The 24,800-nt window shown below is 75.4% G+C and carries 25 protein-coding genes and 3 pseudogenes; 11 read left to right on the forward strand and 17 right to left on the reverse strand.

Going from position 1 to position 24,800, the window contains the following annotated elements:
- Both ACRYM2_RS17455 and ACRYM2_RS17460 read left to right on the forward strand, forming a co-directional pair.
- Positions 1–386, forward strand: a pseudogene (locus tag ACRYM2_RS17455) (hypothetical protein); the annotation flags it as partial.
- A complete protein-coding gene (locus tag ACRYM2_RS17460) occupies positions 383–1,252 on the forward strand; it encodes a metal ABC transporter substrate-binding protein (protein ID WP_432523707.1) in 870 nt (289 codons plus the stop codon). The pseudogene ACRYM2_RS17455 and the gene ACRYM2_RS17460, both read left to right, overlap by 4 nt.
- Positions 1,253–1,377: 125 nt before the next feature.
- Here ACRYM2_RS17460 and ACRYM2_RS17465 read toward each other — a convergent pair whose 3' ends face one another.
- The 8 genes from ACRYM2_RS17465 to ACRYM2_RS17500 form a co-directional block, all read right to left on the reverse strand.
- Positions 1,378–1,851 (reverse strand): hypothetical protein, encoded by a 474-nt coding sequence (locus ACRYM2_RS17465; protein ID WP_432523708.1) that lies wholly within the window; start codon positions 1,849–1,851, stop codon positions 1,378–1,380.
- A complete protein-coding gene (locus ACRYM2_RS17470; protein ID WP_432523709.1) occupies positions 1,851–2,543 on the reverse strand; it encodes a response regulator in 693 nt (230 codons plus the stop codon). The genes ACRYM2_RS17465 and ACRYM2_RS17470 overlap by 1 nt, the downstream gene beginning before the upstream one ends.
- Positions 2,540–3,970, reverse strand: a complete 1,431-nt coding sequence (locus tag ACRYM2_RS17475) for a sensor histidine kinase (protein WP_432523710.1) — start codon at positions 3,968–3,970, stop codon at positions 2,540–2,542. The genes ACRYM2_RS17470 and ACRYM2_RS17475 overlap by 4 nt, the downstream gene beginning before the upstream one ends.
- 49 nt (positions 3,971–4,019) lie before the next feature.
- The gene (locus ACRYM2_RS17480; RefSeq protein WP_432523711.1) at positions 4,020–4,877 is read right to left on the reverse strand and encodes a hypothetical protein; all 858 of its coding nucleotides are present in this window, start codon (positions 4,875–4,877) and stop codon (positions 4,020–4,022) included.
- Positions 4,864–5,721: a hypothetical protein gene (locus tag ACRYM2_RS17485; protein WP_432523712.1), complete on the reverse strand. Its 858-nt coding sequence runs from the start codon at positions 5,719–5,721 to the stop codon at positions 4,864–4,866. The genes ACRYM2_RS17480 and ACRYM2_RS17485 overlap by 14 nt, the downstream gene beginning before the upstream one ends.
- Before the next feature lie 8 nt (positions 5,722–5,729).
- On the reverse strand, positions 5,730–6,680 hold the full coding sequence (locus ACRYM2_RS17490) for an ABC transporter ATP-binding protein (protein WP_432523713.1): 951 nt from the start codon (positions 6,678–6,680) through the stop codon (positions 5,730–5,732).
- Positions 6,681–6,867: 187 nt separating this feature from the next.
- Positions 6,868–7,221: a winged helix-turn-helix domain-containing protein gene (locus ACRYM2_RS17495; protein ID WP_432523714.1), complete on the reverse strand. Its 354-nt coding sequence runs from the start codon at positions 7,219–7,221 to the stop codon at positions 6,868–6,870.
- Positions 7,218–7,643, reverse strand: coding sequence for a hypothetical protein (locus ACRYM2_RS17500; RefSeq protein WP_432523715.1), 426 nt, complete (start codon positions 7,641–7,643; stop codon positions 7,218–7,220). Before ACRYM2_RS17500 ends, ACRYM2_RS17495 begins: the two co-directional genes overlap by 4 nt.
- A 171-nt stretch (positions 7,644–7,814) precedes the next feature.
- On the opposite strand from ACRYM2_RS17500, the gene ACRYM2_RS17505 reads away from it, so the two are divergent.
- The 3 genes from ACRYM2_RS17505 to ACRYM2_RS17515 are packed head-to-tail and all read left to right on the forward strand — an operon-like array spanning position 7,815 to position 9,571.
- Entirely contained in the window at positions 7,815–8,261 is a 447-nt protein-coding gene (locus ACRYM2_RS17505; RefSeq protein WP_432523716.1) for an SAM-dependent methyltransferase, read from the forward strand.
- 57 nt (positions 8,262–8,318) lie between these two features.
- Complete coding sequence (locus ACRYM2_RS17510) at positions 8,319–8,939, forward strand: hypothetical protein (protein WP_432523717.1); 621 nt, start codon at positions 8,319–8,321, stop codon at positions 8,937–8,939.
- Positions 8,936–9,571, forward strand: a complete 636-nt coding sequence (locus tag ACRYM2_RS17515; protein WP_432523718.1) for a maleylpyruvate isomerase family mycothiol-dependent enzyme — start codon at positions 8,936–8,938, stop codon at positions 9,569–9,571. The genes ACRYM2_RS17510 and ACRYM2_RS17515 overlap by 4 nt, the downstream gene beginning before the upstream one ends.
- Before the next feature lie 43 nt (positions 9,572–9,614).
- Here the strand turns inward: ACRYM2_RS17515 and ACRYM2_RS17520 are convergent, their stop codons facing one another.
- The 3 genes from ACRYM2_RS17520 to ACRYM2_RS17530 form a co-directional block, all read right to left on the reverse strand.
- Complete coding sequence (locus ACRYM2_RS17520) at positions 9,615–10,349, reverse strand: hypothetical protein (RefSeq protein WP_432523719.1); 735 nt, start codon at positions 10,347–10,349, stop codon at positions 9,615–9,617.
- A gap of 125 nt (positions 10,350–10,474) precedes the next feature.
- Positions 10,475–11,326, reverse strand: coding sequence for a pyridoxal kinase PdxY (gene pdxY, locus ACRYM2_RS17525; RefSeq protein ID WP_432523720.1), 852 nt, complete (start codon positions 11,324–11,326; stop codon positions 10,475–10,477).
- A gap of 189 nt (positions 11,327–11,515) precedes the next feature.
- A complete protein-coding gene (locus tag ACRYM2_RS17530) occupies positions 11,516–12,976 on the reverse strand; it encodes an aminotransferase class I/II-fold pyridoxal phosphate-dependent enzyme (RefSeq protein WP_432523730.1) in 1,461 nt (486 codons plus the stop codon).
- A 191-nt stretch (positions 12,977–13,167) separates the two neighbouring features.
- On the opposite strand from ACRYM2_RS17530, the gene ACRYM2_RS17535 reads away from it, so the two are divergent.
- The 4 genes and pseudogenes from ACRYM2_RS17535 to ACRYM2_RS17550 all read left to right on the forward strand — a co-directional run.
- Positions 13,168–15,621 (forward strand): ATP-binding cassette domain-containing protein, encoded by a 2,454-nt coding sequence (locus ACRYM2_RS17535; protein ID WP_432523721.1) that lies wholly within the window; start codon positions 13,168–13,170, stop codon positions 15,619–15,621.
- 97 nt (positions 15,622–15,718) lie between these two features.
- A complete protein-coding gene (locus tag ACRYM2_RS17540; RefSeq protein WP_432523731.1) occupies positions 15,719–17,146 on the forward strand; it encodes a protein adenylyltransferase SelO in 1,428 nt (475 codons plus the stop codon).
- A 43-nt stretch (positions 17,147–17,189) separates the two neighbouring features.
- On the forward strand, positions 17,190–18,164 hold the full coding sequence (locus tag ACRYM2_RS17545) for an epimerase (RefSeq protein ID WP_432523722.1): 975 nt from the start codon (positions 17,190–17,192) through the stop codon (positions 18,162–18,164).
- A 696-nt stretch (positions 18,165–18,860) separates the two neighbouring features.
- Positions 18,861–19,100, forward strand: a pseudogene (locus ACRYM2_RS17550) (FAD-dependent monooxygenase); the annotation flags it as partial.
- Between the two features lie 135 nt (positions 19,101–19,235).
- On the opposite strand, the gene ACRYM2_RS17555 reads toward ACRYM2_RS17550, so the two are convergent.
- Positions 19,236–19,709, reverse strand: coding sequence for a VOC family protein (locus ACRYM2_RS17555; protein WP_432523723.1), 474 nt, complete (start codon positions 19,707–19,709; stop codon positions 19,236–19,238).
- A gap of 119 nt (positions 19,710–19,828) precedes the next feature.
- Here ACRYM2_RS17555 and ACRYM2_RS17560 point away from each other — a divergent pair, with 119 nt between their 5' ends.
- Both ACRYM2_RS17560 and ACRYM2_RS17565 read left to right on the forward strand, forming a co-directional pair.
- The gene (locus ACRYM2_RS17560) at positions 19,829–20,740 is read left to right on the forward strand and encodes a DUF3626 domain-containing protein (protein WP_432523724.1); all 912 of its coding nucleotides are present in this window, start codon (positions 19,829–19,831) and stop codon (positions 20,738–20,740) included.
- A gap of 131 nt (positions 20,741–20,871) precedes the next feature.
- Positions 20,872–22,353, forward strand: a complete 1,482-nt coding sequence (locus ACRYM2_RS17565) for a diguanylate cyclase domain-containing protein (protein ID WP_432523725.1) — start codon at positions 20,872–20,874, stop codon at positions 22,351–22,353.
- A gap of 49 nt (positions 22,354–22,402) precedes the next feature.
- Here the strand turns inward: ACRYM2_RS17565 and ACRYM2_RS17570 are convergent, their stop codons facing one another.
- The 5 genes and pseudogenes from ACRYM2_RS17570 to ACRYM2_RS17590 all read right to left on the reverse strand — a co-directional run bounded on the left by ACRYM2_RS17570 (position 22,403) and on the right by ACRYM2_RS17590 (position 24,676).
- Entirely contained in the window at positions 22,403–22,978 is a 576-nt protein-coding gene (locus ACRYM2_RS17570; protein WP_432523726.1) for a hypothetical protein, read from the reverse strand.
- 173 nt (positions 22,979–23,151) lie between these two features.
- A pseudogene (locus ACRYM2_RS17575) lies at positions 23,152–23,607 on the reverse strand (alpha/beta fold hydrolase).
- A 159-nt stretch (positions 23,608–23,766) separates the two neighbouring features.
- A complete protein-coding gene (locus ACRYM2_RS17580) occupies positions 23,767–23,895 on the reverse strand; it encodes a hypothetical protein (protein WP_432523727.1) in 129 nt (42 codons plus the stop codon).
- 77 nt (positions 23,896–23,972) lie between these two features.
- Positions 23,973–24,143, reverse strand: coding sequence for a hypothetical protein (locus ACRYM2_RS17585; protein ID WP_432523728.1), 171 nt, complete (start codon positions 24,141–24,143; stop codon positions 23,973–23,975).
- A 53-nt stretch (positions 24,144–24,196) separates the two neighbouring features.
- Positions 24,197–24,676 carry a DUF4383 domain-containing protein gene (locus ACRYM2_RS17590; RefSeq protein WP_432523729.1) on the reverse strand — a complete coding sequence of 160 codons (480 nt, stop codon included), beginning with the start codon at positions 24,674–24,676 and terminating at the stop codon, positions 24,197–24,199.
- Positions 24,677–24,800 lie beyond the last annotated feature (124 nt).

The following is a 24,800-nucleotide window of genomic DNA, read 5'->3' on the forward strand; positions in this document are numbered from 1 at the left end:
ACCGCTCCATCGGACGCGGCCAGCACGGCGAAGCGGTCGTGCTGGGCACCGACGGCGCCCTGCACGTGATCGACACCGCCACCGCCACCCTGACCCGCTCCACCCCCCTGATCGCCCCCTGGCAGGTGCAGGAGGACTGGCAGGCCCCCCAGCCGCAGGTGTTCACCATGGAGGGCACCGCCTACGTCAGCGACCCGGCCACCAAGTCCGTGCACGCGGTCGACATCGCCACCGGCGAGGTCTACCGCAGCGGCCGGCTGAGCGTGACGCCCAACGAGCTCAAGGGCGTCAGCGGCGAAGCCGACGAGCACACCGACCACGACCACGAAGGCGACCACGAAGGCGAGCACGAAGGCGAGCACGAGGACGAGGGCGCGAACGCGTGAAGCCGCACGCCGCACCGCGTCTGCTCGCCGCCGCCACCGTGGTGCTGGTGAGCGCGGCCTGCGCCGGCACCGGCTCGGCCGGGGGCGAGACCGGCGACGAGCAGTTGCAGGTGACCGTCTCCTCCTACCCGCTGCAGTACGTCGCCGAGCGGGTCACCGCCGGTCGGGCCGAGGTGGACAACCTCGTCCCGCCCGGCGCGGACAGCCACAACCTGGACCTGTCGGCGCAGCAGGTCGGCCGGCTCGGTGAGGCCGACCTCGTCGTGCACGTGTCCGGGCTGCAACCGGCCGTCGACGACGCCCTGGAAGCCCAGCCGCCGGACCGGTTGGTCGACGCGGCACCGCTGGCCGACCTCGACGGCGACCCGCACTTCTGGCTGGACCCCTCGCGCATGGCCGAGCTGACCCGGCAGGTGGCCGACGCCGCCTCCGACCTGGACCCCGACGGCGCCCAGCAGTACACCGCCAACGCGGAGGAACTGGGCCAGGAGCTGACCGCGCTGGACCAGGAGTACGCCGCAGCCCTGGCCCCGTGCGCCGGCGCCACCCTCGTCACCGCGCACGAGGCCTTCGGGTACCTGGCGCAGCGCTACGACCTGCAGCAGGTGGGCATCAGCGGCATCGACCCGCACGTCGAGCCCTCTCCCGCGCGCCTGCGCGAGGTGGTGGACACCGTCAGCGGCCGCGGGGTGCGCACTCTCTTCTTCGAGGCAGCCACCAGCCCGGCCGTCGCCGAGACCCTCGCCCAGGACATGGGGGTGCAGACCTCTGTGCTGCACCCCGTCGAACGCGTCACCGAGGACCAGGACTACCCCGGCCTCATGCGGGAGAACCTCAGCGCCCTGACCCAGGGCCTGGCCTGCTGAGCTCGAGCATCCACGAACGTCGGGGAAGCGATCCCCCGGCCGGCCGCTGAGCGAGGAGCGCACGGAGAGGAGCAGCGCTTCTCTCCGTGCGCTCCTCGCTCAGCGCGGCGCAGCGGTCACCGCCCTCACCCGGACGAGGTCTGCGGCCTCCCCTCGTCCGCCGGAGCAGCCAGGTTCTCGCTCACCACCACCCACTCCTCCTGCACCGGGGCGTCGGCCAGGTCGAACCCCTCGGGGACCAGGAGCCCCGTGGCCGACACGCCGAGGGAGCTCGTGCTCACCCAGACGCCGGACTGCTCGAACGTCTCGGCGTCCGCGCAGGAGGACCCCACGGTCCCGGTCCCGCGCAGAGCCTGGACGAGGCAGATCTCCTCGCCGTCGAGCCCCACCCAGTACTCGGCCACCTGCGTACCTCCCAGGTACCTGCTCGAACCGGCGTCGACGGCCTCGACGCTCGCACCGCCCTCACCGGTCGGCAGCCGGTCCTGCTCGGTCTGCGGCTGCGAGAGGGCGGGCACCATCCCGTCGAAGGAGGGGGCACCGCACCCGCCCACCACGAGGACCGCGGTGACGGCCACCAGCCGCGAGCACCCCGCCATCAGGCGAGCCCGCCCTTCTGCTCGCTCGACCCGACGAGCCCGGACTCGTAGGCCGCGATGACCGCCTGCACCCGATCACGCAGCCCCAGCTTGGCCAGGACGTTCCCCACGTGCGTCTTGACCGTGGTCAGGGACAGGACGAGGCGTTCGGCGATCTCGGCGTTGGAGAACCCCTCGGCGATGCACCGCAGGACGTCGAGCTCGCGCGGTGTCAGCGACCGCAACCGGGGGTCCAGACCGTCGTCGCGCGCTTGCTCCGCCGTGGTCGGCAACTGCGGGGCAAACAGGTCGAGCATGCGCCGCACCACGCGTGGTGCCACGACGGAACTGCCCGAGGCGACGACCCGGATCGCGTCGACGAGTTCAGCCGGTTTCGCGCTCTTGACGAGGAAGCCGCTGGCCCCCCACCGCAGCGCGGCGAAGGCGTACTCGTCGACGTCGAACGTGGTCAGCACCAGCACCCGCGAGGTCGGGTGCTCCGCTGCGATGCGCCGGGTGGCTTCGATGCCGTCCACCCCGGGCATCCGGATGTCCATGAGGACGACGTCCGGGGCCAGCGCGCGGACCTGCTCCAGCGCGACGGCACCGTCGGCCGCCTCGCCGATCACCTCGAGGTCGGGTTCGGACTCGATGACCAGCCGGAAGCCCATGCGCAGCAGGGCCTGGTCGTCCACGAGCAGCACGGTCGTCACGCGCGGTCCCCCTCGTTCGACCTGCCGGCCGGCAGCACCACGCGGACGCGCCAGCCGCCCGCGTCCCCGGGACCGGCCTGGACCTGGCCGCCGAGGAGCGCGGCGCGTTCGCGCATGCCGATGAGCCCACGACGGGTCCCGCTGCCGCTGCCCGCACGAGTGCCGCCGGCGTCGAGGATCTCGACTTCGACGACCGTGTCGGTGCGCCGCAGCGCGACACCGGCGGAGGGGGTTCCCGGCGCGTGCCGCAGCACGTTGGTCAGTCCCTCGGTGACGATGCGCACGACGGCCAGGCGCAGCGCGGTGTCGGACGGCAACGGCGTCTCGAGACCGCTGGTCGTCAAGGGCAGACCAGCGGCGCGGAAGCGTTCGACGACCGCGCGCAGGTCCGTCTCCGTCGGCGCCGTCGGCAACGCCGCTCCGCCGCGCTCGACGACGGCATCGGCATCGGCATCGGCATCGGCCGGTCGCAGTGAACCCAGGACGCTGTGCATGTCCTCGAGGGCCTCCCGGCCCGTCGTCGACAACTCGGCGAGGGCCCGGCGCGAAGCCTCCGGAGCACGGTCGAGGGCGGAGGCCGCACCGTCGGAGAGGGCCACCATCACCGAGACGCTGTGAGCGACGATGTCGTGCATCTCCCGCGCGATCCTGGCGCGCTCGGCCGAGCGCGCCAGGGCCGCGCTGGTGTCGCGCTCGCGGGCCATCGCCTCGTACCGCAGGGCGAGGTCGTGCAGGTGCAGGCGGCGGGCCCGCACGCCGGCACCGGTCACGCCGCCCAGCACCAGCAGCGTGAGCAGCAGCACCACCGTCAGCGACCGGCGCCCCGCCGAGAACCCGGGCTCGGTCAACTGCTGCACGGGGGTGCCGTCCACCGGGATGAGGGTGTGAGCTCCGTTCCAGGCCACGATCTCGGCGAGCCCGATGTCCTGCCACCACCACACGGCGACCGTCACGACGACCAGCACCGATGCACCGGTGATCCACGCGGTGCGGGTGCTGTGCCGGGCGGCCACGGCGCGCAGCGCCCACGCCAGGCAGAACCCCAGCACCCCCAGGACCCCCGCCACCCGCAGCGACAGGACCGCCAGGACCGTCAGCACCGCCGTGACGGTCAACGGCCGCCACCGTCGGGCGACCAGCACGAGCGCTCCCAGCACCGACCCCGCCGTCCACGTCCTCACGACGAGGTCCTCCACGGGAGCACCGGGCGCGAACAGCCCGAGGGCCGTGGCTCCCCGCACCGTCTCCGAGGCGAGGACCGCGGTGGACGTCCCGAGCAGCAGCACCACCGCGGCCAGGAGCGCGTGCGCGATCCACGGGTGGGCGGCCAGGAGCCGGCCGGACGTCGTCTGCCGCTGCACGTGCGGTGCGGTGGAGGTCGGCGGGCCGCTGGTCCGCTCAGCGTGGCCGACGTGCGGTGTGGTCACCTCCACACTCTCCCACCGGTCGCCACCGGGCCCGATCGGGAGCCAGCGGTCACGTGATGTCATGGCGGACGAGCCGGTACCCGGCGAGGAGGACCAGCACTGCGCACCAGGTGCCCAGGACCAGCCCACCGCCCCACGCCCCGAGGTCGGGACCGTGACCACCGGCCAAAGCGGCGAGCTGGGCGTCGTCGGCGAACAGGCGGGTGCCGCTGCCCGGCAGCAGGGCCCGGACCGCGTCGGTCACCCGCCCGGGGTTGGCGGCCAGCACCTGATCGACCATCACGAACAGCACCACGCCGGTGGACAGTGCGGCCAGCGGCCGGCGCAGCAGCGCCCCCAGGCCGACCCCGAGCACCGCGACACCCGTCAGGAACAGCACGTACCCCGCAGCAGCGCGCAGGGTCGCCGGGTCCGCGAGCTCCCAGGAGGCACCGGCACCGGTGCGCGCGGCGGTGGTCACGAGCACCGACGCCGCGAGGGCCACCACCGCGGTGACCAGCGCCACCGCCGCGGTCAGGACGACCTGCGCCGCGAGCACCGGCAGGCGGCGGGGCACCGCCGCGAACGTCGACAGGGACGTGCCGGTGGCGTACTCCCCGGCCCCGACCAGCACGCCGAGGACGAGCAGTCCGAGCTGGGCGAGCACGCTCCCGGAGGCGGCCAGGGACGTCCCGGTCACCGCGTCCCCCAGCCCCGCGAACAGGCTCAGGCAGAACGCCAGCGAACTCGCGGCGACGATCGTGCCGGTGACGACCCACGCCGTCGAGGCCAGGCTCGTGAGCTTCGTCCACTCCGCCGCCAGCACCCGGGGCAGGGTCACCGCGTCGCGCTGCACCACGGCGACCACCGGACGCGCCTGCACACCGCCCGGCGCACCGCTCTCCACACCGGCCTCAGGCGAGGTCACGACGACGCAGCCGGTACGCGGCAGCGGCCAGCGGAACCGCGACCCAAGCGGCCAGGACCGCAGCCGCCCCCGGCATCCCGAGGTCGGGAGCACCCTCGAGCCCTCCGCCGCCCGGGCTCGTCAGCACCCCACCGGCACCGGCGGGCGTGAAGGTCTCCACCGTGTTCACCGCCGCCGTCGCAGGGGGCGTGGTCCCCGACGTCGAGGCCACCGGCGGTCCGGTGGCGAAGTCCACCGCGAGGGACAGCACGAGGGGCGCGATCACCACGACGGCGAACGCGGTGACCAGAGCGGGCACCGGGCGGCGCAGCAGCGCCCCGATCGCCAGGCCGAGCAGAGCCGTGCCGACGAGGTGGACCACCGACCCCAGGAGGATCTGCGGGACCCCGGCGCCGGCCAGGTCGGGGGTCACGTCCCGCGACGCCGCCGCGGGCAGGATGCCCAACACGGCCGCACCGACGGTCAGCACGGCGACCCCGAGCACGAACCCGGCCGTGACGACGGCCTGCGCGGCCAGCACCGGCACCCGTCGCGGCACCGCGGCGAACGTCGAGCGGAAGGTGCCCGTGCTGAACTCCCCGGTCCCGACGAGCACCCCCAGGACCAGCGGGCCCAAGAACGCCAACGGCAGCGCATCGGCGAGGTTCCGGGTCGGGACGAATCCCGGGTCGCCCGATGCGGCGGAGGCGAACAGGTAGGTCAGGCCGCCGGTCACCGCCACGGTGGCCACGGCGATCGCGACCGTGGACCGCAGGCTGAGGAGCTTGGTCCACTCCGCGGCCACGACCCGGCCGAAGGACGGACCCGGGTGCGTCGTGGGCGCACGACGCACGGAGGGGCTCACGGACACGTTCACCGGGAGCCCCCTGCGTGGTTGCCTGCGTGGTTGCCTGCGTGGTTGCCTGCGTGGTACTGCACGGAACTGCTCGTGAGTTCCAGGTAGGCCGCTTCCAGGGAGCCGACCTCGGCGGCGAGTTCGAGGACCGTCGCCCCGGCCCGGCCGGCAGCGGCCCCGACCTCCTCGACGGAGACCCCCCGCACGTGCAGCGCACCGTCCTGCTGGGGGACGACGTCGGCCCCGAGCTGCTCCAGCGCCCGCGCCAGGACGTCGGGTCCGGTGGTGCGCACACGCACCAGACCCGCGTTCTCGGACTGGTGCAGGATCTCCTGGATCGAGGCGTCGGCCAGCAGCCGGCCACGGCCGATGATGACGACCCGGTCCGCGCACAGCGCCAGTTCGTGCATGAGGTGGGAGGACAGGAACACCGTGCGGCCCTCGTCGGCCAGGTCCCGCACCAGCGTGCGCACCCACAGCACCCCGTCGGGGTCCAGGCCGTTGACCGGCTCGTCGAGCACCAGCGTCGCGGGATCTCCCAGGAGCGCACCCGCGATCCCCAGCCGCTGCCCCATCCCGAGGGAGAAGCCCTTGACCCGCTTGCCGGCGACCGGCTCCAGCCCGGTCAACCCGATGACCTCGTCCACCCGGGAACGCGGGATCCCGTGGGTGCGGGCCAGGGACAGCAGGTGGCGGAAGGCCGTGCGACCGGGGTGCACCGAGCGGGCGTCGAGCATCGCGCCGATCGCGTGCAGCGGCGCGGGCAGGTCGGCGTACCGGTGCCCGTCGACCGTGACCGTCCCTGCCGTCGGACGTTCCAGCCCGAGGACCATCCTCATGGTGGTGGACTTCCCCGCGCCGTTGGGGCCCAGGAACCCCGTCACCGTCCCGGGCTGCGCGGTGAACGACAACTCGTCCACGGCCGTCGTCGTCCCGTAGCGCTTCGTCAGCGCCTCTGCCGTGATCATGCACCCTCCTCGTCCCCGATCGCGCCGACGTTCGCCAGCCCGCCGACGGCGACGCTACGAGCGTCCGCGCAGCGCGAGGACGTGCTGGAGGACGAGACCGGAGGGCATCGGTCCTCCTCCTCGAGGAGGAGGGCCACCTCCCGGTGCCACCGGCACCGGGCCCGCTCCGACGTCCCCGGCGGGTGCCCTACAGGCCACCGCGGGCCCGGGCGACGAGGAGTTCGAGGGTGGCCAGGTAGGCGTCGAAGGCGCGGCGGCCGGCCTCGGTGAGGCGCACGGAGGTCTGGCGACGGACGGCGCGTTCCTTGCGGACCTCGACGTACCCCGCCTGTTCCAGAGCGGTCACCTGCTTGGACAGGGCGGAATCGCTGGTGCCGATGGTGTCGCGCAGGAAGGAGAAGGTGACCCAGTCCGCCGGGGCGAGCAGGGAGCAGATGTTCAGGCGGGCCGGGGTGTGCAGGAACTCGTCGATCGCGGTGCCGCCGGAGTCGCCGTGCGCGACGGGCTGGGCGTCGGGCTGGGCGTCGGGTGCGGTGCTCACGGGTGCAGGCTCGCGACCATCCGGGCCTGCACCGCGCGGGTGAGGGTGGCGATGACCAGGCAGGCGCCGACCATGCCGACGGTGTTCGGCAGCGGCCAGCCCAGACCCCGTGCGACGGCCTGGAAGGCGACGTCCAGGGCGATGGCGGGCACGAAGGTGGCGGCCAGGGCGACCCGCCAGCGCGCGGAGGCGCGCGTGGGCTTCAGGTGCACCCCGCGCTGCCAGGCGACGCCGACACCCGTGAGCACCAGGAGCAGCCAGAGCCAGATCATGCCCGCGTCGGTGAGCACGCCCAGGGCCAGGGCGCACGAGCACAGGCTCCACACCTGGGCGCGGGTCCACGGAGCGGTTCCGGCGGTGATGGTCTGCTGACGGCGCTGGGCGGCCTGGGTCAGGGCCTGCTGGGCTTCTCGAGCGTCCACGGCGGGGGTTCCTCCCTGGTCGGGTTCGTGCTTGCCTGACAGGAAAGCTACTCGTCACTTGCCTGACAGGCAAGACTTGAGCGACGGGAAAGCTCGAAGGGCGGCGGCCGGGGTGCTCGCGGCCCCGGCGGGCTGCTGACGCGGGCGCGGACCGCGGCTACCGTGGCGCTCGTGGCCGCAGAGCTGTCCGCGCGACTGGCGGCGGTGGTGGACGCCCTGCCGCTGGCACCGGGGTGCCGCGTGCTGGAGGTCGGGTGCGGGCCGGGAGCGGTGGCGCGCGCGGTGGCCAGGAGGCTGGAGGGCGGGTTCGTGCTGGCCATCGACCGCTCCGGTGCGGCGATCGCGCAGGCGCGGCGGACGTGCGCGGCGGAGATCGCCGAGGGGCTCATGGACGTGCGCCAGGTCGCGGTGGAGTCGTTCGTGCTGCAGCCGGGCGAGGCGCCCTTCGACCTCGTCGTCGCCGTGCGGGTCGGTGCGCTGGACGGCCGTCACCCGGCTGCCGGCGAGGTGGCCGTGCGGCGCCTGGCTGCCGCGCTGGCCGTGGGTGGGCGGGTCTTCGTCGACGGTGGCGATCCGCTGCGGGAGCTGCAGGTGCGGTCCACGGCCCGGCCGCGGTGAGGGCCGGCCGCTCGTGGAGCGGCTCCCCGCAGCTTCCGCGATGTAGCGTCACCGATCGTGACTGCAACCCGCGTGTCCGCCGGAGCGGCCGTCGAGGGCCTCGTCACCGGCCTGGTCCTCATGGCGGTGTTCACCGTCGCCTGGGCCGCCAACACGCTCTCGACGTGGCCGGGGGCGATCGGCTGGGCCATCACGGCGGCCGGCGGTCTCGCTGCGGCCTGGTTCACCGCCACTGCCGTGCGCCTGGTCCGCGCCCGCGGCTCATTCGCCGGCCCGCCGCCCGAGCAGGACCGGCAGTACCGGCGCCGCAGCGGACGCGCCTTCGGCCTGGTGTTCGCCCTGGAGGTGGTGGCCATCGTGGTGGCGGCCGACCTGCTGAACGCCACCGGGCACCAGGACCTCGTCCTGCCGGTCATCGCCCTGATCGTGGGGCTGCACTTCTACCCCATGGCCCGCATCTTCCGCCGCCGCATCGACGTGTGGCTGGCGAGCTGGTTGTGCGGGGTCGCCGTGGCCGGGATCGTGGCGGTCCTGGCCACCGACCTGCCGGTGGCACCCGTGTGGGGGGCGGTGGCGGTCGGTGCGGCGGCGACGACGGCCTCCTACGGCCTCTACATGTCCCGGCTCGCCGCGCGCCTGCTCCGTCGCGCACGCCCGGGCGCGGACACGGCGCCGTGACCGTGGACGTCTTCGAGGAGATCGCCGACGAGCGGCGGGCCCTGGCCGAGCAGCTCGCCGGCCTGACCCCGCAGCAGCGAGCCGCGAGGAGCCTGTGCCGGGCGTGGAGCGTCCACGACGTCGTCGCGCACCTGGTCATGCCCCTGGAGGTGAGCACTCCCCGGCTCGTGCTGGCCGTGCTCGCCGCCGGCGGCCGGTTCGACCGGGCCAGCGAGCGGGTGACCCGACGACTGGCGCGGCGTCCCTTCGCCGAGCTCGTGGAGGTGCTGGCCCGCGAGGCCGGCTCGCGCTTCACCCCGCCCGGAGCGGGCCCGCAGGCGCCGCTGGTCGACGTGCTGGTCCACGGCCTGGACATCCGCTGGCCGCTGGGCCTGCACCGCGACGTCCCCGCACCGCGGCTGCAGGAGGCGCTGACGTTCCTCGCGACCGCTCCGGCGGGCCTGGTCCCGAAGGGGGCCTTGACGGGTCTGCGCCTGGAGGCCGACGACGTCGGCTTCGCCCACGGCAGCGGGCCGGTGGTCCGCGGCACCGCTCAGGCGCTGCTGCTGGCCGGCACCGGTCGAAGCGCGGCGCTCGACTCCCTCACCGGCGAGGGAGCACCCGTCCTGCGCCGCCGGATCGCGCCGGGCTGAGAGCCCGGGCCGGCGGCGCCGTGGTCCCGGCGGTTCTCGAGGTTCAGCGGACCCACACGCGCAGGTCGCCGACCGCGTCGAAGCCGCCGGCGAGGGCGGCTTCGAGGTCCGCACCGCGCTGGTAGCCGACCAGGGGGCGGGCGGGGAACAGGGCCGCGACGGCACCGGCGAGTTCCGCCCAGTCCAGCCGGTGGCCCTGAACGGCGTAGGTGTTGGAGACGTCGACCGCGCCGCTGCCCAGGCGCGCGACGGCTCCGGCGACGATGCGCCCGTCCACCCGCCGGGCCAGGACGGCGAAGTGCCCGCGCTGCAGCAGGGCCGGGAGCAGGACCCCGGTGGTGTCGTGCAGCGCGGTCCACTCCGCCAGCTGCTCCCGGGTCCGCACCGGCGTCCACGGGGTGCGACCGGCGTCCGCGGCACGGACGTGCGCTGCAGCCGGTCGGCGGTGGATCCAGGTGGCGGAAAACAGGGGTCGCATGCCCGCGCCGGACAGGTCGAGGGCGCCGAAGCTGTCCTTGACGCCGGCGTGCTCACGGCCGGCGAGGCGTTGCTCGACGTGCTCGGCCGTCACCCGCGGTTCCACCACGACGGCGTCGGAGTGCAGCGGCGGTGGTGCGCTCGCGGCGCTCCACACCCCCTGCGAGAGCACGGATCCCACGCCGTGCAGAACGCACAGGTCCTCGTACCAGCCGATGCTGGCGTCGACCGCGGTGCGCAACCGGGGATCGAGCGTCGTGGGCCCCTCGGGGACCGCTGGTCTGTCGCGCGTGCTGCTCATCGGCGCCCATCCTGCGGCACCGACCCGCGGGCGCGCTCGTGGTTTTCGCCGTGCTCCTCGCCGTGCGCGCCCTCCGGCGACGCCGTCGGGCCTGCCGACCGCGCGGCCGAGCGCGCGGCGGCGGGTCAGCGCAGGCGCTCGACGGTGAACTGCAGGCGCGGGTGCGCGTAGGACTCCTGCGCCTCGACCAGCTGCAGTTCCCGCTCCCCCGAGCGGTAGGTCGTCTCGATGAGGTCGAAGACGCTGGAAGCGGTGCGCGCCAGGGCGTCGGCGGCGTCACCGGTGCGGCGGTAGTGCGCCGTGAACAGCGCGGCCGTGACGTCACCGGAACCGTTCGCCTTGAACGGCAGCATCGGGGTGCGCACGATCCACGCGCCGGCGTCGTCGACGACGAGCATCTCGATCGTGCCCTCCTCGCGGTCGGGACGCTCGACGCTGGTGACGAGCACCGTCGAGGGGCCCATCGCCCGCGCCCGGTCGGCGGAGGCCAGGGTGGACTCCAGCGTCGAGGGCTCGGTGCCGGTGAGGTAGCCCAGCTCGAACTGGTTGGGCGTGATGATGTCGGCGACGGGCACGACCCGCTCGCGCAGCAGGTCGGGAATCTCTGGTGCGACGAAGCAGCCCGAGCGGGCGTTGCCCATCACCGGGTCGCAGGCGTACAGCGCCGAGGGGTTGGCCGCCTTCACCCGGCGGACGGCGTCGACGATGACGTCGCCGATGCCGACGCCCCCCTGGTAGCCGGACAGGACGACGTCGACCTGCGGGAACACCCCCCGCTCCTCGACCCCGGTGAGGACGTCGCGCACGTCCTCGGCGGCGATGAGCGGACCGCGCCAGGCGCCGTAGCCGGTGTGGTTGGAGAAGTTCACCGTGTAGACGGGGATGACCTCCACGCCGATGCGCTGCAGGGGGAAGACGGCCGCCGAGTTGCCGACGTGGCCGTAGGCCACCGCCGACTGGATGGACAGGATCTTCATGACGTCAGCCCTTCGCCCTCCGCGGGTGGACCCGCGGCCGGCTGCACGCCACCTCGGCCACCACCCGCGCCCACACGCGTTCCACGGTCCGGGGCCTGCTGCCCAGGACCGCCCAACCGTAGTTCCCACCCGCAGCGCGCACCAACCGGGCCCGGCACCCCGGGACCCGGCGGGTGCGGCGGCGGGGTCTCAGCCGGCGACGACGCGCAGGGTCTGCACCGCGGGGTCGGCAGCGTCGGGGATCAGCATGCCCGCGGCCACGCCGCTGACGAGGTAGTCCACGGCCTCCTGCGTGATCACCTCCCCGGGCGCCAGCACCGGCACGCCGGGCGGGTAGGGGCTGACCAGCTCGGCGACCACGCGCCCGACGGCCTCCTGCACCGGCACCTGCTCCACGGGCGCGAAGAACGCCTCGCGCGGGGTCATGGCGTTCTCCATCTCCAGCTGCCCCGGCTGCGGCAGCTTCGCGGGGGCCTGGCGCTCCATCCCGTCCGCCTCGGCGGCCAGCCGCCGCAGCGAGCGCAGCAGGACGGCCTCGGTCCGCTCGTCGTCGGCGTGCGTCAGGCGCACCCCGATGCGGCAGGCGTCGGCGGAACCCACGTCCACCTGGCAGGCGGCGCGCAGCCAGTCGCCGGCCTGGTAGCCGCTGATGCCCAGCGCCCGCACGTCGATCGTCAGCGCCAGGGGGTCCAGGTCGAAGGCGCCCTGCGGGCGCACCACCTCCCGGCCCATGAGCTCCAGCCCGTCGATGCCGTCCACGGCGGCGCGGACGCGCTGCGCGCGCTGCAGCGCGGCACCCAGCAGCTGCTCGCCCTGCTCGACCATCTGCCGGCGCCAGCCGTCGAGGGAGGCGTACACCAGCGGGGAGGAGCTGGTGGTGCCCAGCAGGTCCTCGCGCTGCTTGAGCACCTGCGGGTCCACCAGGTCGCCCTTGAGGTGGAACACCGAGCTCTGCTCGATCGCCGAGCCCATCTTGTGCACGCTGGTGACGACCACGTCGGCGCCGGCGTCCACGCCCCACGCGGGCAGGTCGGGGTGGAAGGGCAGGTGGGCCCCCCACGCCTCGTCGACGACGAGCGGGACGCCGAACTCGTGGCAGACCGCGGCGACGCCGGCGATGTCGGCGCAGGTGCCCCAGTCGGTGGGCGTGATGAGCAGCATCCCCTTGGCGTCCGGGTTCGCCTCCAGCGCGCGGCGCACGTCGGCCGGCTCCGGCGGGTGCGCCAGGTGCAGGTCGGCGTCGAAGTGCGGGTGCACCCACACCGGGGAGATCCCGGAGACGATGACGCCGGCGATGACGGACTTGTGCGCGTTGCGCGAGATCAGCAGCTTCTCCCCCGGCCCCGCCACCGAGATCATCGCGGCCTTGACCGACAGGGAACTGCCGCAGGTGGAGAAGAACGTCGTGTCCGCACCCACCGCGTCGGCCATGAGGTCCTCGGCCTGGCTGACCACGCCCTGCGACTCGCGCCGGTCGTCGAGGCCGTTGAGCGTGAGGACGTCGCAGGCGAACATCCGCTCCCCCATCAGCTCCAGCACGCGCGGGTCGACCCCCCGCCCCTGCTTGTGCCCGGGCGGGCCGAAGACCACGTCCCCGCGGCGGTGGAAGGCCTCGACGGCCTCCAGGACCGGGGTGCGCGAGTGGTCCACGCTCACGACGCCTCCTCCCCGGCTCGGCGGTGCCGAACCGGTCGCAACGCGGTCCCGCCGCGGCGGGACCCTTCCAGCGCTCCCGGTACCCCGTCCGCGCACGGCCCATGCGCGCGCTCGGGCACCCGTGCCCTGTCGGTGCCGCGTGCCAGGCTGTCCCGCGACGAGGTGCCGGCGACGAGGGGGACGCGATGAGCACGACCACGGGCAGGGCCACGGGCGGGGCCGCGGGCACGAGCGGGTCCCCCGGGGCGGACGGGCGGGCGGCGGCCCCGGTCGCCGACCGCCACGACCTGATCCGCGTGCACGGCGCCCGCGAGAACAACCTGCGCGACGTCAGCGTCGTGATCCCCAAGCGACGGCTCACGGTGTTCACCGGCGTCTCCGGCTCGGGCAAGAGCTCGCTGGTGTTCGGCACCATCGCCGCGGAGTCGCAGCGGCTGATCAACGAGACCTACAGCACCTTCGTGCAGGGCTTCATGCCGACGCTGGGGCGGCCCGACGTCGACGTCCTCGAGGGGCTCACCACCGCGATCATCGTCGACCAGCAGCGGATGGGCGCCAACGCGCGCTCCACCGTCGGCACCGCCACCGACGCCAACGCGCTGCTGCGCATCCTCTTCAGCCGGCTCGGGCAGCCGCACGTCGGCCCGCCCCAGGCGTTCTCCTTCAACGTCGCCTCGATGAGCGGGGCCGGTGCGGTCTCCTACGAGCGGGGCGGGAAGACGGTCAAGGAGCGGCGCGAGTTCCGCACCACCGGCGGGATGTGCCCGCGCTGCGAGGGCATGGGAGCCGTCTCCGACATCGACCTGAGCCAGCTGTACGACGACAGCGCCTCGCTCAACGGGGGCGCCCTGCGGATCCCCGGCTACAGCACCGACGGCTGGTACGGCCGCATCTTCAGCGGCTGCGGCTTCTTCGACCCCGACAAGCCGATCCGCGAGTTCACCGAGCAGGAGCTGCACGACCTGCTGCACAGGGAACCGACGAAGATCAAGGTCGACGGCATCAACATCACCTACGAGGGGCTGGTGCCGAGGATCCAGAAGTCGATGCTGTCCAAGGACGTCGACTCCCTGCAACCGCACGTGCGCGCCTTCGTGCAGCGCGCGGTCACCTTCACCACCTGCCCCGACTGCGGCGGCACCCGGCTCAACGAGGCCGCCCGCTCCTCGCTGATCGACGGCAGGAGCATCGCCGACGCGTGCGCGCTGCAGATCAGCGACCTGGCCGCCTGGGTGCGCGGACTGCGCGAGGAGTCCGTGGCCCCCCTGCTCGCCACGCTGCGCGAGACCCTCGACTCCTTCACCGAGATCGGGCTGGGCTACCTGTCCCTGGACCGCTCCGCGGGCACCCTGTCGGGCGGGGAGGCGCAGCGCGTGAAGATGGTCCGCCACCTCGGCTCCCCCCTCACCGACGTCACCTACGTCTTCGACGAGCCCACCACGGGCCTGCACCCGCACGACGTCCAGCGGATGAACGACCTGCTGCTGCGGTTGCGCGACAAGGGCAACACCGTTCTCGTCGTCGAGCACAAGCCGGAGGTCGTCGCGATCGCCGACCACGTCGTCGACCTCGGTCCCGGCGCCGGCGCGGCCGGCGGCACCGTCTGCTACGAGGGCACGGTCGAGGGGCTGCGCACCAGCGGCACGACCACCGGCCGCCACCTGGAGGACCGGACCGCCCCGAAGGCGGTCGTGCGCACCCCCACCGGCACCCTGCCGATCCGCGGTGCGAGCACCCACAACCTGCGCGACGTGGACGTCGACGTCCCCCTCGGGGTGCTCGTCGCGGTCACCGGCGTCGCCGGCTCCGGCAAGAGCTCCCTGGTGCACGGCTCGATCCCCGCCGCCGCGGGCGTCGTCTCGATCGACCAGAGCCCGATCCGCGGTTCGCGGCGCAGCAACCCCGCCACCTACACCGGGCTGCTCGAACCGGTCCGCAAGGCCTTCGCCAAGGCCAACGGCGTCAAGCCGGCCCTGTTCAGCGCCAACTCCGAGGGCGCCTGCCCCACCTGCAACGGCGCAGGCGTCGTCTACACCGACCTGGCGGTGATGGCCGGTGTCGCCACCACCTGCGAGGAGTGCGAGGGCAGGCGCTTCCAGGCCGAGGTCCTCACCCACCTGCTCGGCGGCAAGGACATCAGCCAGGTCCTCGCCATGTCCGTGACCGAGGCGAGCACCTTCTTCGCCGCCGGCCCCTCGCGCGTGCCGGCCGCCGCCGCCGTCCTGGACCGGCTCGCCGACGTGGGGCTGGGCTACCTGCACCTCGGCCAGCCGCTCACCACGCTGTCCGGCGGCGAGCGCCAGCGGCTGAAGCTGGCCACCCGCATGGGCCAGGCCGGGGGCGTCTACGTCCTCGACGAGCCGACCACCGGGCTGCACCTGGCCGACGTCGAGCAGCTGCTGGGCCTGCTGGACCGCCTCGTCGACGCCGGGACCTCCGTGCTCGTCGTCGAGCACCACCAGGCGGTCGTGGCGCACGCGGACTGGGTCATCGACCTCGGGCCCGGGGCCGGCCACGACGGCGGCCGGGTCGTCTTCGAGGGGACCCCGGCCGACCTCGTGGCCGCCCGCTCCACCCTCACCGGTGAGCACCTGGCCGCCTACGTCGGTGCGCTCGCCGCCGCACCCGCAGCGACGTAGCCTCGACGGGGTGAGCGTCGCACACCCACCGGCCACCGCCCTGCGCACCAGCCTCGACGGTGGTCTGGACGACCGCTTCGCGCGCGAGCTGCCCGAGATGGCGATCCCCTGGCAGGGCGCGCCGGCCCCCGATCCCCGGGTGCTCGTGCTCGACGAGCAGCTGGCCGCCGAGCTCGGCCTCGACCCGGCCTGGCTGCGCAGCCCCGACGGCGTGCAGCTGCTGCTGGGCCGGTCGGTCCCCGCGGGCGCGGCGCCGGTGGCGCAGGCCTACGCCGGCCACCAGTTCGGCGGGTTCTCCCCGCGCTTGGGCGACGGGCGCGCGCTGCTGCTCGGCGAGCTCGTCGACGCGCACGGCCGCCTGCGCGACCTGCACCTGAAGGGTTCCGGGCGCACCCCGTTCGCGCGCGGCGGCGACGGCCTGGCCGCGGTCGGGCCGATGCTGCGCGAGCACCTGGTCAGCCGGGCCGTGCACGCGATGGGCATCCCCACCACCCGCTCCCTGGCGGTGGTGGCCACCGGACGCACCGTGCAGCGCGAGACGCCGCTGCCGGGTGCCGTGCTGGCCCGCGTGGCCGCCAGCCACCTGCGCGTCGGCAGCTTCCAGTACGCCCGCGCCACCGGCGACCTGGACCTGCTGCGCCGCCTGGCCGACCACGCGATCTCCCGCCACCACCCCGGCGCCGCCCGCGCCCCGCAGCCGTACCTGGCGCTGTTCGAGGCGGTGCTGGCCGCGCAGGCCTCGCTGGTGGCCCGGTGGATGCTCGTGGGGTTCGTGCACGGGGTGATGAACACCGACAACACGACGATCTCGGGCGAGACGATCGACTACGGCCCGTGCGCCTTCCTGGACGCCTACGACCCCTCGACGGTCTACAGCTCCATCGACCACGGCGGGCGCTACGCCTACGGCAACCAGCCCGCCGTGGCCCAGTGGAACCTCGCCCGCCTCGCCGAGGCGCTGCTGCCGCTGCTGCACGAGGACGAGGACGAGGCCGTCCGCCTGGCCACCGAGGCGCTGGGGACCTTCCCCGAGCGCTACCGGGGCGCCTGGGCCGAGGGCGTGCGCGCCAAGCTGGGGCTGGCGGCGCGGCCTGACCGCGAGGACCCGTCGGCCCCCGGCGGCCCCGCCGCGGTCACGGCCCTGGCCGAGGAGCTGCTGGAGCTGCTGGCGGTCCACCGCGCCGACTTCACCTCCTCCTTCCGGGCGCTGGCCGCCGCCGCCCGCGGGGACGCCGCCCCGGTGCACCGGCTGCTGCCCGACCCCGGCGCCGTCGACGCCTGGCTGGCGCGCTGGCGGGCGCTGGAGCCGGACGCGGCGGGGATGGACCGGGTCAACCCGGTCTACGTGCCGCGCAACCACCTCGTCGAGGAGGCCCTGACCGCCGCCACCGAGGGCGACACCGCCCCCTTCCTGCGGATGCTGGAGGTCGTCAGCGCCCCCTTCGACGAACGCCCCGGCCTGGAGCGCTACGCCGCACCGGCCCCGGAGGACTTCGGCGCCTACCGGACCTTCTGCGGGACCTGAGCACCGGCGCCCGCAGCGGAGGCGGGCGCCCTACGCTGCCGGGATGAAGATCGTCCTCCCCGGCGGCACGGGTCAGGTCGGCGGCGTGCTGCGGCGCGCGCTGCTGGAGCGCGGCGACGAGGTCACCGTCCTCAGCCGCCGGCCCGAGCGCCTCGAGGACGGTGTGCGGCACGTGGTCTGGGACGGCCGGACCCTCGGGGCCTGGGCGGCGGAGCTCGACGGCGCCGACGCGGTCGTCAACCTCGCCGGGCGCAGCGTCAGCTGCCGCTACACCGACGCCAACCTGCGGCAGATGATGGACTCGCGCGTGGAGTCCACCCGTGCGGTCGGAGCGGCGATCGCCCGCGCGCAGCGGCCGCCGAGGACGTGGGTGCAGATGAGCACCGCCACGATCTACGCCGACGCCCGCAGCCGCGGCGACGGCCTGCCCCACGACGAGGCGAACGGAGTCCTCGGCGGCGAGGAACCCGACGTCCCGCTGTACTGGGAGTACAGCGTCCGCATCGCCCGCCGCTGGGAGCAGGCGCAGGCGCAGGCCGACACCCCCGCCACGCGCCGCGTCGCGCTGCGCACGGCGATGGTCATGACCCCCGACCGCGGCGGCGTCTTCGACTACCTGTCGTGGATGGCCCGCCTCGGTCTGGGCGGTCCCGTCGCCGGCGGGCGCCAGCACGTCTCCTGGATCCACGGCGAGGACTTCGTGCGCGCCGTGCTGTTCCTGCTCGAGCGCGACGACCTCGACGGGCCGTTCATCCTCGCCGCCCCCGGACCCGTACCCCAGGGCGAGCTGATGCGGTCCCTGCGCGGCGCCTGGGGCCGGCGCCTCGGCCTGCCCGCGACCCGCCTCATGGCCGAGGCCGGGGCCCTGGCCCTGCGCACCGACACCGAGCTGCTGCTGAAGAGCCGCCGCGTGGTGCCCGCCCGCCTGCTGGAGGCCGGGTTCACCTTCACGCACCCCACCTGGGACGAGGCGGCCGCCGACCTCGTGCGGCGGGCGCGGCAGCTGCGGCGCCGCTGACCCGGGACCCGTCCCGCGTCCGTGCCGTGCGGACCGGCGGCCGGGCCGTGGTCGTGACGCACCCGCTCGTGACGCACCCGCGGTCGGTGCGCTGGCGCCCGAGGCGGCGGCGGCCAGCCTGGTCCCCGAGCGGGCCGGGGTGGACGTCGTCGTGGTCGAGCGCGACGCGGACCCGGCCCGCACGGGCGGGTACCGCCTGCACCTGGCGCAGCCGGCGCTGACGGCGCGGCGAGGCGGTTCACGCGCAGCTGGACGACGGGTCCGTGCTGGAGCCCGACGTCCTTGTGCCGCGGACGGGACCGGGTCGCCCATCGCCGCCGCGCTCGCCGGGCGGCCCACCGCGCGGCCGACGGGGCTGGCGGGCATCGCGGGCCGGACGGCGGCCGAGGTGCTGCCGCAGCGGGCGCGCCACCTCGTGGCGGCCGGCTCGGTGCTCGCGTCGGGCCCGGCGGCAGCGGCCTGCACCTCGCCCTGCACGACCCGGTGCGCGACAGCCCGGTGCGCACCGGGACGACCCTGGCCGCCACGCGCAGCGCGCAGGTGGTCTGGGGCGTCATCGCCCTGGAGCAGGCCCTGCCGCCGGGGCTGCGCGAGCGGCCCGGCGCGCAGGTGCGGCGGGTGGCGGGAGCGGTGCTGGCCGAGCGGGGCTGGTCGCAGGCGCTGCGCGCGGTGGTCGAGCGGGCCGGCCCGGCCGGGGTGGCCGCCTTCCGCTCCAGCGCCGCCGACCCCGACGGCATCGCCCCGTGGCCGGCGACGCGGGTGAGCGGGCTGGGTGACGCGGTGCACGCCGTCCCGCCGACCGGTGGGCAGGGTGCCGCGAGGGCCGTGGTGGGCGCGGCGGAGTTGTGCGGCGCGCTGGTGCAGGCGCAGCGGGGCGCGGTGACGGCGGTGGTGGCGGTGCACGACGACGAGCGCCGGTTGCGCCCGCGGGCCGCCGCGGTGGTGCGGGAGTCGTTGCAGCCGCTGGGGTGGATCAGGGCGGCGGCGACACCGGCGGGTGCGCTCGCGGTGCGCGCGGTGCCCTGCCCACCGGTCGGGTGGCCCGCGCGCCGGCTGACGCGGGGTTCCGCGTCAGCTGACGCAGAACTCGTTGCCCTCCGGGTCGCGCAGGGTGGTGGTGACCGGGCCCCGGTCCGAGGTGGTCCACAGCACGCTCGCGCCGAGGGCCACCAGGCGTTCCACCTCGGCCTCGCGCCGCTGCTCGCCGACCTGCAGGTCCAGGTGGACGCGGTTCTTGGCCGTCTTGGGCTCGGGCACGCGCTGGAAGAACAACCGGGGGCCGCCGGTGGTGGAGCGGCAGGCGGCGACGTCGCGGAAGGCCTTGCGGCCGGCGACCTCGACCACCCCCTCCGCCGGCAGCCGGCCGGAGCGCACCAGGTGCTCGACGACGTCGTGGTGGTCCTCGCGCTCGCAGCGCAGCGCCTGCGCCCAGAAGGCGGCCAGCCGGTGGGGGTCCGCCGCGTCGAACACCACCTGCACTCTCGTGCCCACCGCCGCGCCCGTCGCGCTCGCCGTGCCCGTCGTCTGGTCCACCGCCTGGCTCACCGTCGTCCTCCCGCCGCTCGGGTACCGGGCTCCGATGGTGGCGCACCGCTCCGACACGGGGTCGGTGGGCGGGACGGTGCCGGAGGACGAGGTCCGGTCCGCTCGGGCAGGCTGGTGCCGTGCCCGCCGTGCCCGCCGTCCCGCTCGCCCCCAGCGCCGCGCGGGCCCTCGCGCACGTCGGCGCGTCGGCCCGCGGCGGACCCGTCGACCCGTCCTGGCGGGTGACGCTGCACTTCCACCCCGACCGCCTCGTGCCCGGCAGGGGGTCCGCCGCGGGCGGGGAGCCGATCCTGCGCCGCATGGCCGCCGACGGCCGCTACCGCTCGCAGTTCGAGACCGGCACCGGCAACGGCGGGCTCACCGCCCACCCCGGCGGGGACCGCTGGCGCTGGGAGAGCCGCCTGTTCGGCGGTGCCTACGACGGCGCACCGGCCGCCGAGCGCCCGGTCTACGGGTCGCTGGACCACCGCCGCCGGCCCACGGGCGGCTCCCCCCGCTTCGGCTCGGCGTTCCTGCGCCTGGACGCGGCCTCGCTGGCGCGCACCACGTTCTGCTACCCCGACAGCGCCGCCGACCCCGTCGACGTCGGCACCGCCGAGCACCAGCACCTGACCGGCCTCGCCGACGCGGACGCCGGCGCGCGGGACCCGCTCGACGACTACGTCGAGGCCCACGTCCACGGCGGGGTGCTGCTCGGGCGCGACGTCGAGGCGGTCGTCCTGGACCCCTGCTACCGCGGCGGCGAGGTCGAGGACGACGCGCACCTGCTGGGCGTGCCGGTGCTCTGGCACCCGGGTTTCCGCACCACCGTCGACGAGGTCTCCCGGCACCCCGGGTACCGCGGCCGCGAGGTCGTCGAGGCCGCCGCCCGGGTCGCCGTGGACGGCCGGCTGGACCCGCGGTGCATCGGCGCCGCCGCCCGCGCCGGCCGGGAGGACGCGCAGGTCCTCAAGCGCGTCTGGCACTGCACCGCGCGGTTCGGCCGCCCGGCCGCGGTGCCGGGCGGCCCGCAGGAGGCGCCCTCACCCTGACGGGCGCTGGTGCGCGCGCTCCCACCGGCCGATGAGCAGTGCGGGGACGTCCACCGGCGAGGCCGGTGCCCCGCGAGAGCGACGGGACCCGGCGGGACGTCGGATCGGCCGCCGCGGGGGTGGTGGGGTCGATGGCCGCGACGCGCGGCGGGCCGGGGCGGCGCTGGTGGGCGCGCCCGGACGGGCTGGTCGAGCAGACCCGCTGGCTGTACTGCCTGCTCGTGCTGCTGTCGGCGGTGCTGCTGGTGCCCGCCATCGCGCACAGCGGCTCGGCCCTGGCCTCGGCGGGGTTCGGGACCAGCGTGCTGCTGCTGGCGGCGCTGTGGGTGCGCCGCTGCGCCACCCGCACCGCCACGCCGGCCGGTGACCTCGCCGAGGCGGCGCTGCTGGGGGCTGCGGTGGCGCTGGCCTCGCCGCCGATGCTCGTGTTCGGCTTCGCCTTCCCCGCGCTGTGGTTCCGCGCGGTCTACGGCAGCAGCCGCCGCGTCCTGGTGCACTGCGCCCTCGTGGTGGCCGGGATCACCGGAGGGCTGCAGCTGTGGCACCTGGTGCCCGGTCACGACGGAGCGGTCCCCGCCGCCGCGGTGCTGGGCTGCCTGCCGCTGGCCTTCGTGACCTCCGTGGGTGCGCGGCACCTGGCGAACGCGCTGTTCGCCCGCGAGCAGGGCCAGCAGCGCGACGCCGTGCTCAGCGAGCTCGGCCGCGACCTGTTCACCGCCACCGACCGGCAGCAGATCCTGGACCTGGGCGAGCGGGCGGCGCGGGACGTCTCCCGGGTCACGCCGGGACTGGCCAGCGCCCTGGTGGACGCCACCGCCGACGGCGCCGTGGTGCGCATCGCCATCGGCGCCTGGGAGCGGGAGCTGCCCGCCGTGCTCCCCGACGTCCTGCTGCCCGAGCGGCCGCCCGCCGACGCGCAGCCGCGGGCGTTCAGCGCCCCGTCGCTGGACGCCTGCGCGGGCCGGCCCGGGCGCTGGACCGCCATGCCGGACCCGACCCGGTCCGGCAGCTGGCTCATCAGCGGCGCCCCCGACCGCACGGCCGCCGAGGGCGTGCCCGCCATGCACACGGCCTTCACGCAGGTGGCGCTGGCGCTGGTGACCAGCGAGGCCCACCGGGCCCTGCGCGAGCAGGCCTGCACCGACGCCCTCACCGGCCTGGCCAACCGCGCGGCGTTCACCGAGGCGCTGCAGCGGGCCGCGAGCGCACCGGAGACGCGCTTCAGCGTCGCCTTCGTCGACCTCGACGACTTCAAGCGCGTCAACGACGCCCGCGGCCACGCCGCGGGCGACGAGCTGCTGCGGACCGTGGCGGTGCGCCTGCGGGCCGCGGTGCGCGAGGCGGACGTGTGCGCGCGCCTGGGCGGCGACGAGTTCGCCGTGCTCATGCACGAGACGGACGGTGCGAACGCCGGCGCCCTCGCGCAGCGGCTCGTCGCGGCGGTCGCCGAACCCGTCGCCCTGCCCGGCGGGCCGGCGCAGGTCGGCGCGAGCATCGGCGTGGCGCACCGCGCCTCCGGCGAGGACGCCGAGCAGGTCGTGCAGCACGCGGACGTCTCGATGTACGCGGCGAAGGCGGCGGGCAAGAACCAGGTGCGCGTCTTCGCCGCCTGAACCGCGGTGCCGCGCGAGGACCCGCGCGCGGGTCCTCGCGCGGGTGCGCTCAGCGGCGGATGCTCAGCGTCAGCTGCTGGGCGCCGGAGTGGACGGCGTCGCTCACGTCGATGCGGTACAGCCCCGTGGTCGGCAGCGTCACGGTGACGTCGGACTGGTTGGCGCTCTTCGTGGTGCCCGGCGTGGTGGTGGCGGGGATGGACAGCTGCAGGCGGTAGCTGGAGGGGCGGGTGGAGACGATGTCGACGTGGTAGCGCCCGGACTCGGGCAGGCGGTAGGTGAAGTCGCTCTGGCGCCGGCTGTGCGCATCGTGCACGGCCGGGCCGGAGGGGCCGACCAGCGTCCAGGTCTGGGCGCTGGTGGAGCGGGCCAGGTGGAAGGTGGCGATCTGGCCGGCCTTGGCGTCGAAGACGTAGCGGTCGTCCTCGCCGGGGCCGACCTCGCCGGAGACGGTGGCCGAGGTGGCGCCGTGGGCGAAGTGGATGACGCTGTGGGCGGGGATGCCGTTCGCGCCGGATCCGGTGCCCGTGCCGGTGACCGGGCCGGAGGCGGTGGCCGCGCTGACGCTGCCGCCGACGAGGGCGGCGGTGACGAGCAGGGTGGCGGCGAGGCGCTTGGTGTCCATGGTGGTGCGTGCCCTCTCGGGAACAGGGCGGAGGTCCGGTCGCGCTGACTGCGCACCCGGCTCCGTCGGTCGGAGGACGCGACAGCACCCCCGGTCGTTACACCCCGTCGCCGGGGTCGACCCCGGAACTGCCGGCCGGCCGTGCGGGCGGCCCCCGCGGCACGGACAGGCGGTCAGGAGACCTCGGCGGCCGCACCGGCGATGGCGTCGGCGACGTCGACCGGGTGGGCCTGCACCACCAGGTGCGGAGCGTCGATCTCGACGGTCCTGCGCACCTGCGCGCGGGTGCAGCCGAACCGCTCGACCTCGGGGTTGACGGTGTGGTCGGCGCTGGAGACGATGCCCCGCGACGGCCTGGTCCGCCACGACGAACACCAGGCCGACGACGTTCTCGGCGGCACCGGCGACGGTGATGACGGCGCCGCCGCAGGAGTGCCCGGCCAGCAGCACCGGCCCTCCGATCTGCTCGGCGAAGGAGCGGACGTAGGCGGCGTCCGCGGACGGGCTGCGACCCGCCACCGGGGGGACGCGGACGGTGAAACCCGCTGGAGCAGTTCGGCGGTCACCGGCGCGCAGCTGGCGGCGTCGGCGAACGCGCCGTGGACGAGGACGGTGGTGGGAGCGGGCACGGGAACTCCTGGTGGACGGCTGCACCAGCGCGCACCGCGCCGGAGCGCGCCGCCGCCCGCGCTCACCACGTCGAGGGCCCGCTCGGCCCTGCTCGTCGGCGGGGTGGAGACGGTCGGCGAGGCCGACGCCGGGTGGCGGCGAGGCGGACCCTGCCGGTCTCAGGGTGCGGGCAGCTCGTGGGCGCACCGCGGGCACTCCCGCGCCGCCGGGTCCTCGGCCAGCCGCCCGCACGCGGGGCAGACCCGCTCCAGCCAGCAGACGCTCTCCCCGCCGACCTCGTCCTCCACCGCTGCGCTCCTCTCCTGCGCGCTCCCCGCAGCACCGCGGCGGGCCACCCGGTGGGGTGGCCCGCCGCGAGGGGGGGTCAGCGCTCGTCGCGCGGGTTCAGCTGCTCGGGGTCGGCGTCGGGTTCGCCCTCGTCCTGCGCGCCGTCGCCCGTGGCCACCCCGCGCAGGTCGCGGGGGTTCAGCTGACCGGGGTCGCCGTCGGGGTCCTGCACCAGGTCGGGGTCCTGCTCGTCTCCAGGAGTGCTCATGCCCCCAGCCTGGCCCGCCCGCGGGGGTTCCGCTCGTCGGGCGCGGTGAGGCGTCAGCGCTCGCCCTGGGAGGAGTCGGCGCGGTTGCGGCCGGTGGGCAGCAGGGCGATGAGCAGGCCCACCAGGGCGGTGGCGGCGTGCAGGACGTTGCCGCCCTGGTCGAGGTTGAGGATGTTCGGCCCGTCGGCGACGGCCAGGCCCCAGGCGAAGAGGGCGCCGTAGCCCACGAGCAGCACCAGGCCGTACAGGCGCGCCAGCTTGGCGCTCACCAGGGCCACCATCCCCAGCCCGCCGACGAGCAGGTGGGCGACGTTGTGCAGCGGGTTGACCGTGATCCCGGCGATCTGGTGGGAGGGGTCGTGACCGGCGAAGTCGGAGGCGCCGGTGGAGATGAAGCCGAGCAGTCCGACGACCACGTAGGCGGTGCCGACGACCGCGGCGGTGATCTGCCCGGCGGACGGCTGGTACTGGGCGGCCGTGAGCCGTCCGGCGCCCGGCGTCCCCGACGCACCCTGTCGCGTGCTCTGTGTCACAGCGTTCTCCCGATCGGTGGTCCCACCGCGCTCGTGCGGGCTCGACGGCCGCAGTTCTCGACCTGCTGGGAACGCTAGGTGGGCCGCCGGGGGTCGGCAACCGGGGGCGCCGGCGGCCGCCGGC

The sequence above is a fragment of the Kineococcus aridisoli genome (genome assembly GCF_050871885.1).
In the GTDB taxonomy this organism is placed as follows: domain Bacteria; phylum Actinomycetota; class Actinomycetes; order Actinomycetales; family Kineococcaceae; genus Kineococcus.

Excerpts from the sequence above, each read along its gene's own strand:
- ACRYM2_RS17465 (WP_432523708.1), bottom strand. The coding sequence starts at position 1,851 with ATGGCGGGGTGCTCGCGGCTGGTGGCCGTCACCGCGGTCCTCGTGGTG.
- ACRYM2_RS17565 (WP_432523725.1), top strand. The coding sequence starts at position 20,872 with ATGGCCGCGACGCGCGGCGGGCCGGGGCGGCGCTGGTGGGCGCGCCCG.
- ACRYM2_RS17585 (WP_432523728.1), bottom strand. The coding sequence starts at position 24,143 with ATGAGCACTCCTGGAGACGAGCAGGACCCCGACCTGGTGCAGGACCCC.
- ACRYM2_RS17545 (WP_432523722.1), top strand. The coding sequence starts at position 17,190 with ATGAAGATCGTCCTCCCCGGCGGCACGGGTCAGGTCGGCGGCGTGCTG.
- ACRYM2_RS17535 (WP_432523721.1), top strand. The coding sequence starts at position 13,168 with ATGAGCACGACCACGGGCAGGGCCACGGGCGGGGCCGCGGGCACGAGC.
- ACRYM2_RS17490 (WP_432523713.1), bottom strand. The coding sequence starts at position 6,680 with ATGATCACGGCAGAGGCGCTGACGAAGCGCTACGGGACGACGACGGCC.
- pdxY (WP_432523720.1), bottom strand. The coding sequence starts at position 11,326 with ATGAAGATCCTGTCCATCCAGTCGGCGGTGGCCTACGGCCACGTCGGC.
- ACRYM2_RS17520 (WP_432523719.1), bottom strand. The coding sequence starts at position 10,349 with ATGAGCAGCACGCGCGACAGACCAGCGGTCCCCGAGGGGCCCACGACG.
- ACRYM2_RS17570 (WP_432523726.1), bottom strand. The coding sequence starts at position 22,978 with ATGGACACCAAGCGCCTCGCCGCCACCCTGCTCGTCACCGCCGCCCTC.
- ACRYM2_RS17540 (WP_432523731.1), top strand. The coding sequence starts at position 15,719 with ATGGCGATCCCCTGGCAGGGCGCGCCGGCCCCCGATCCCCGGGTGCTC.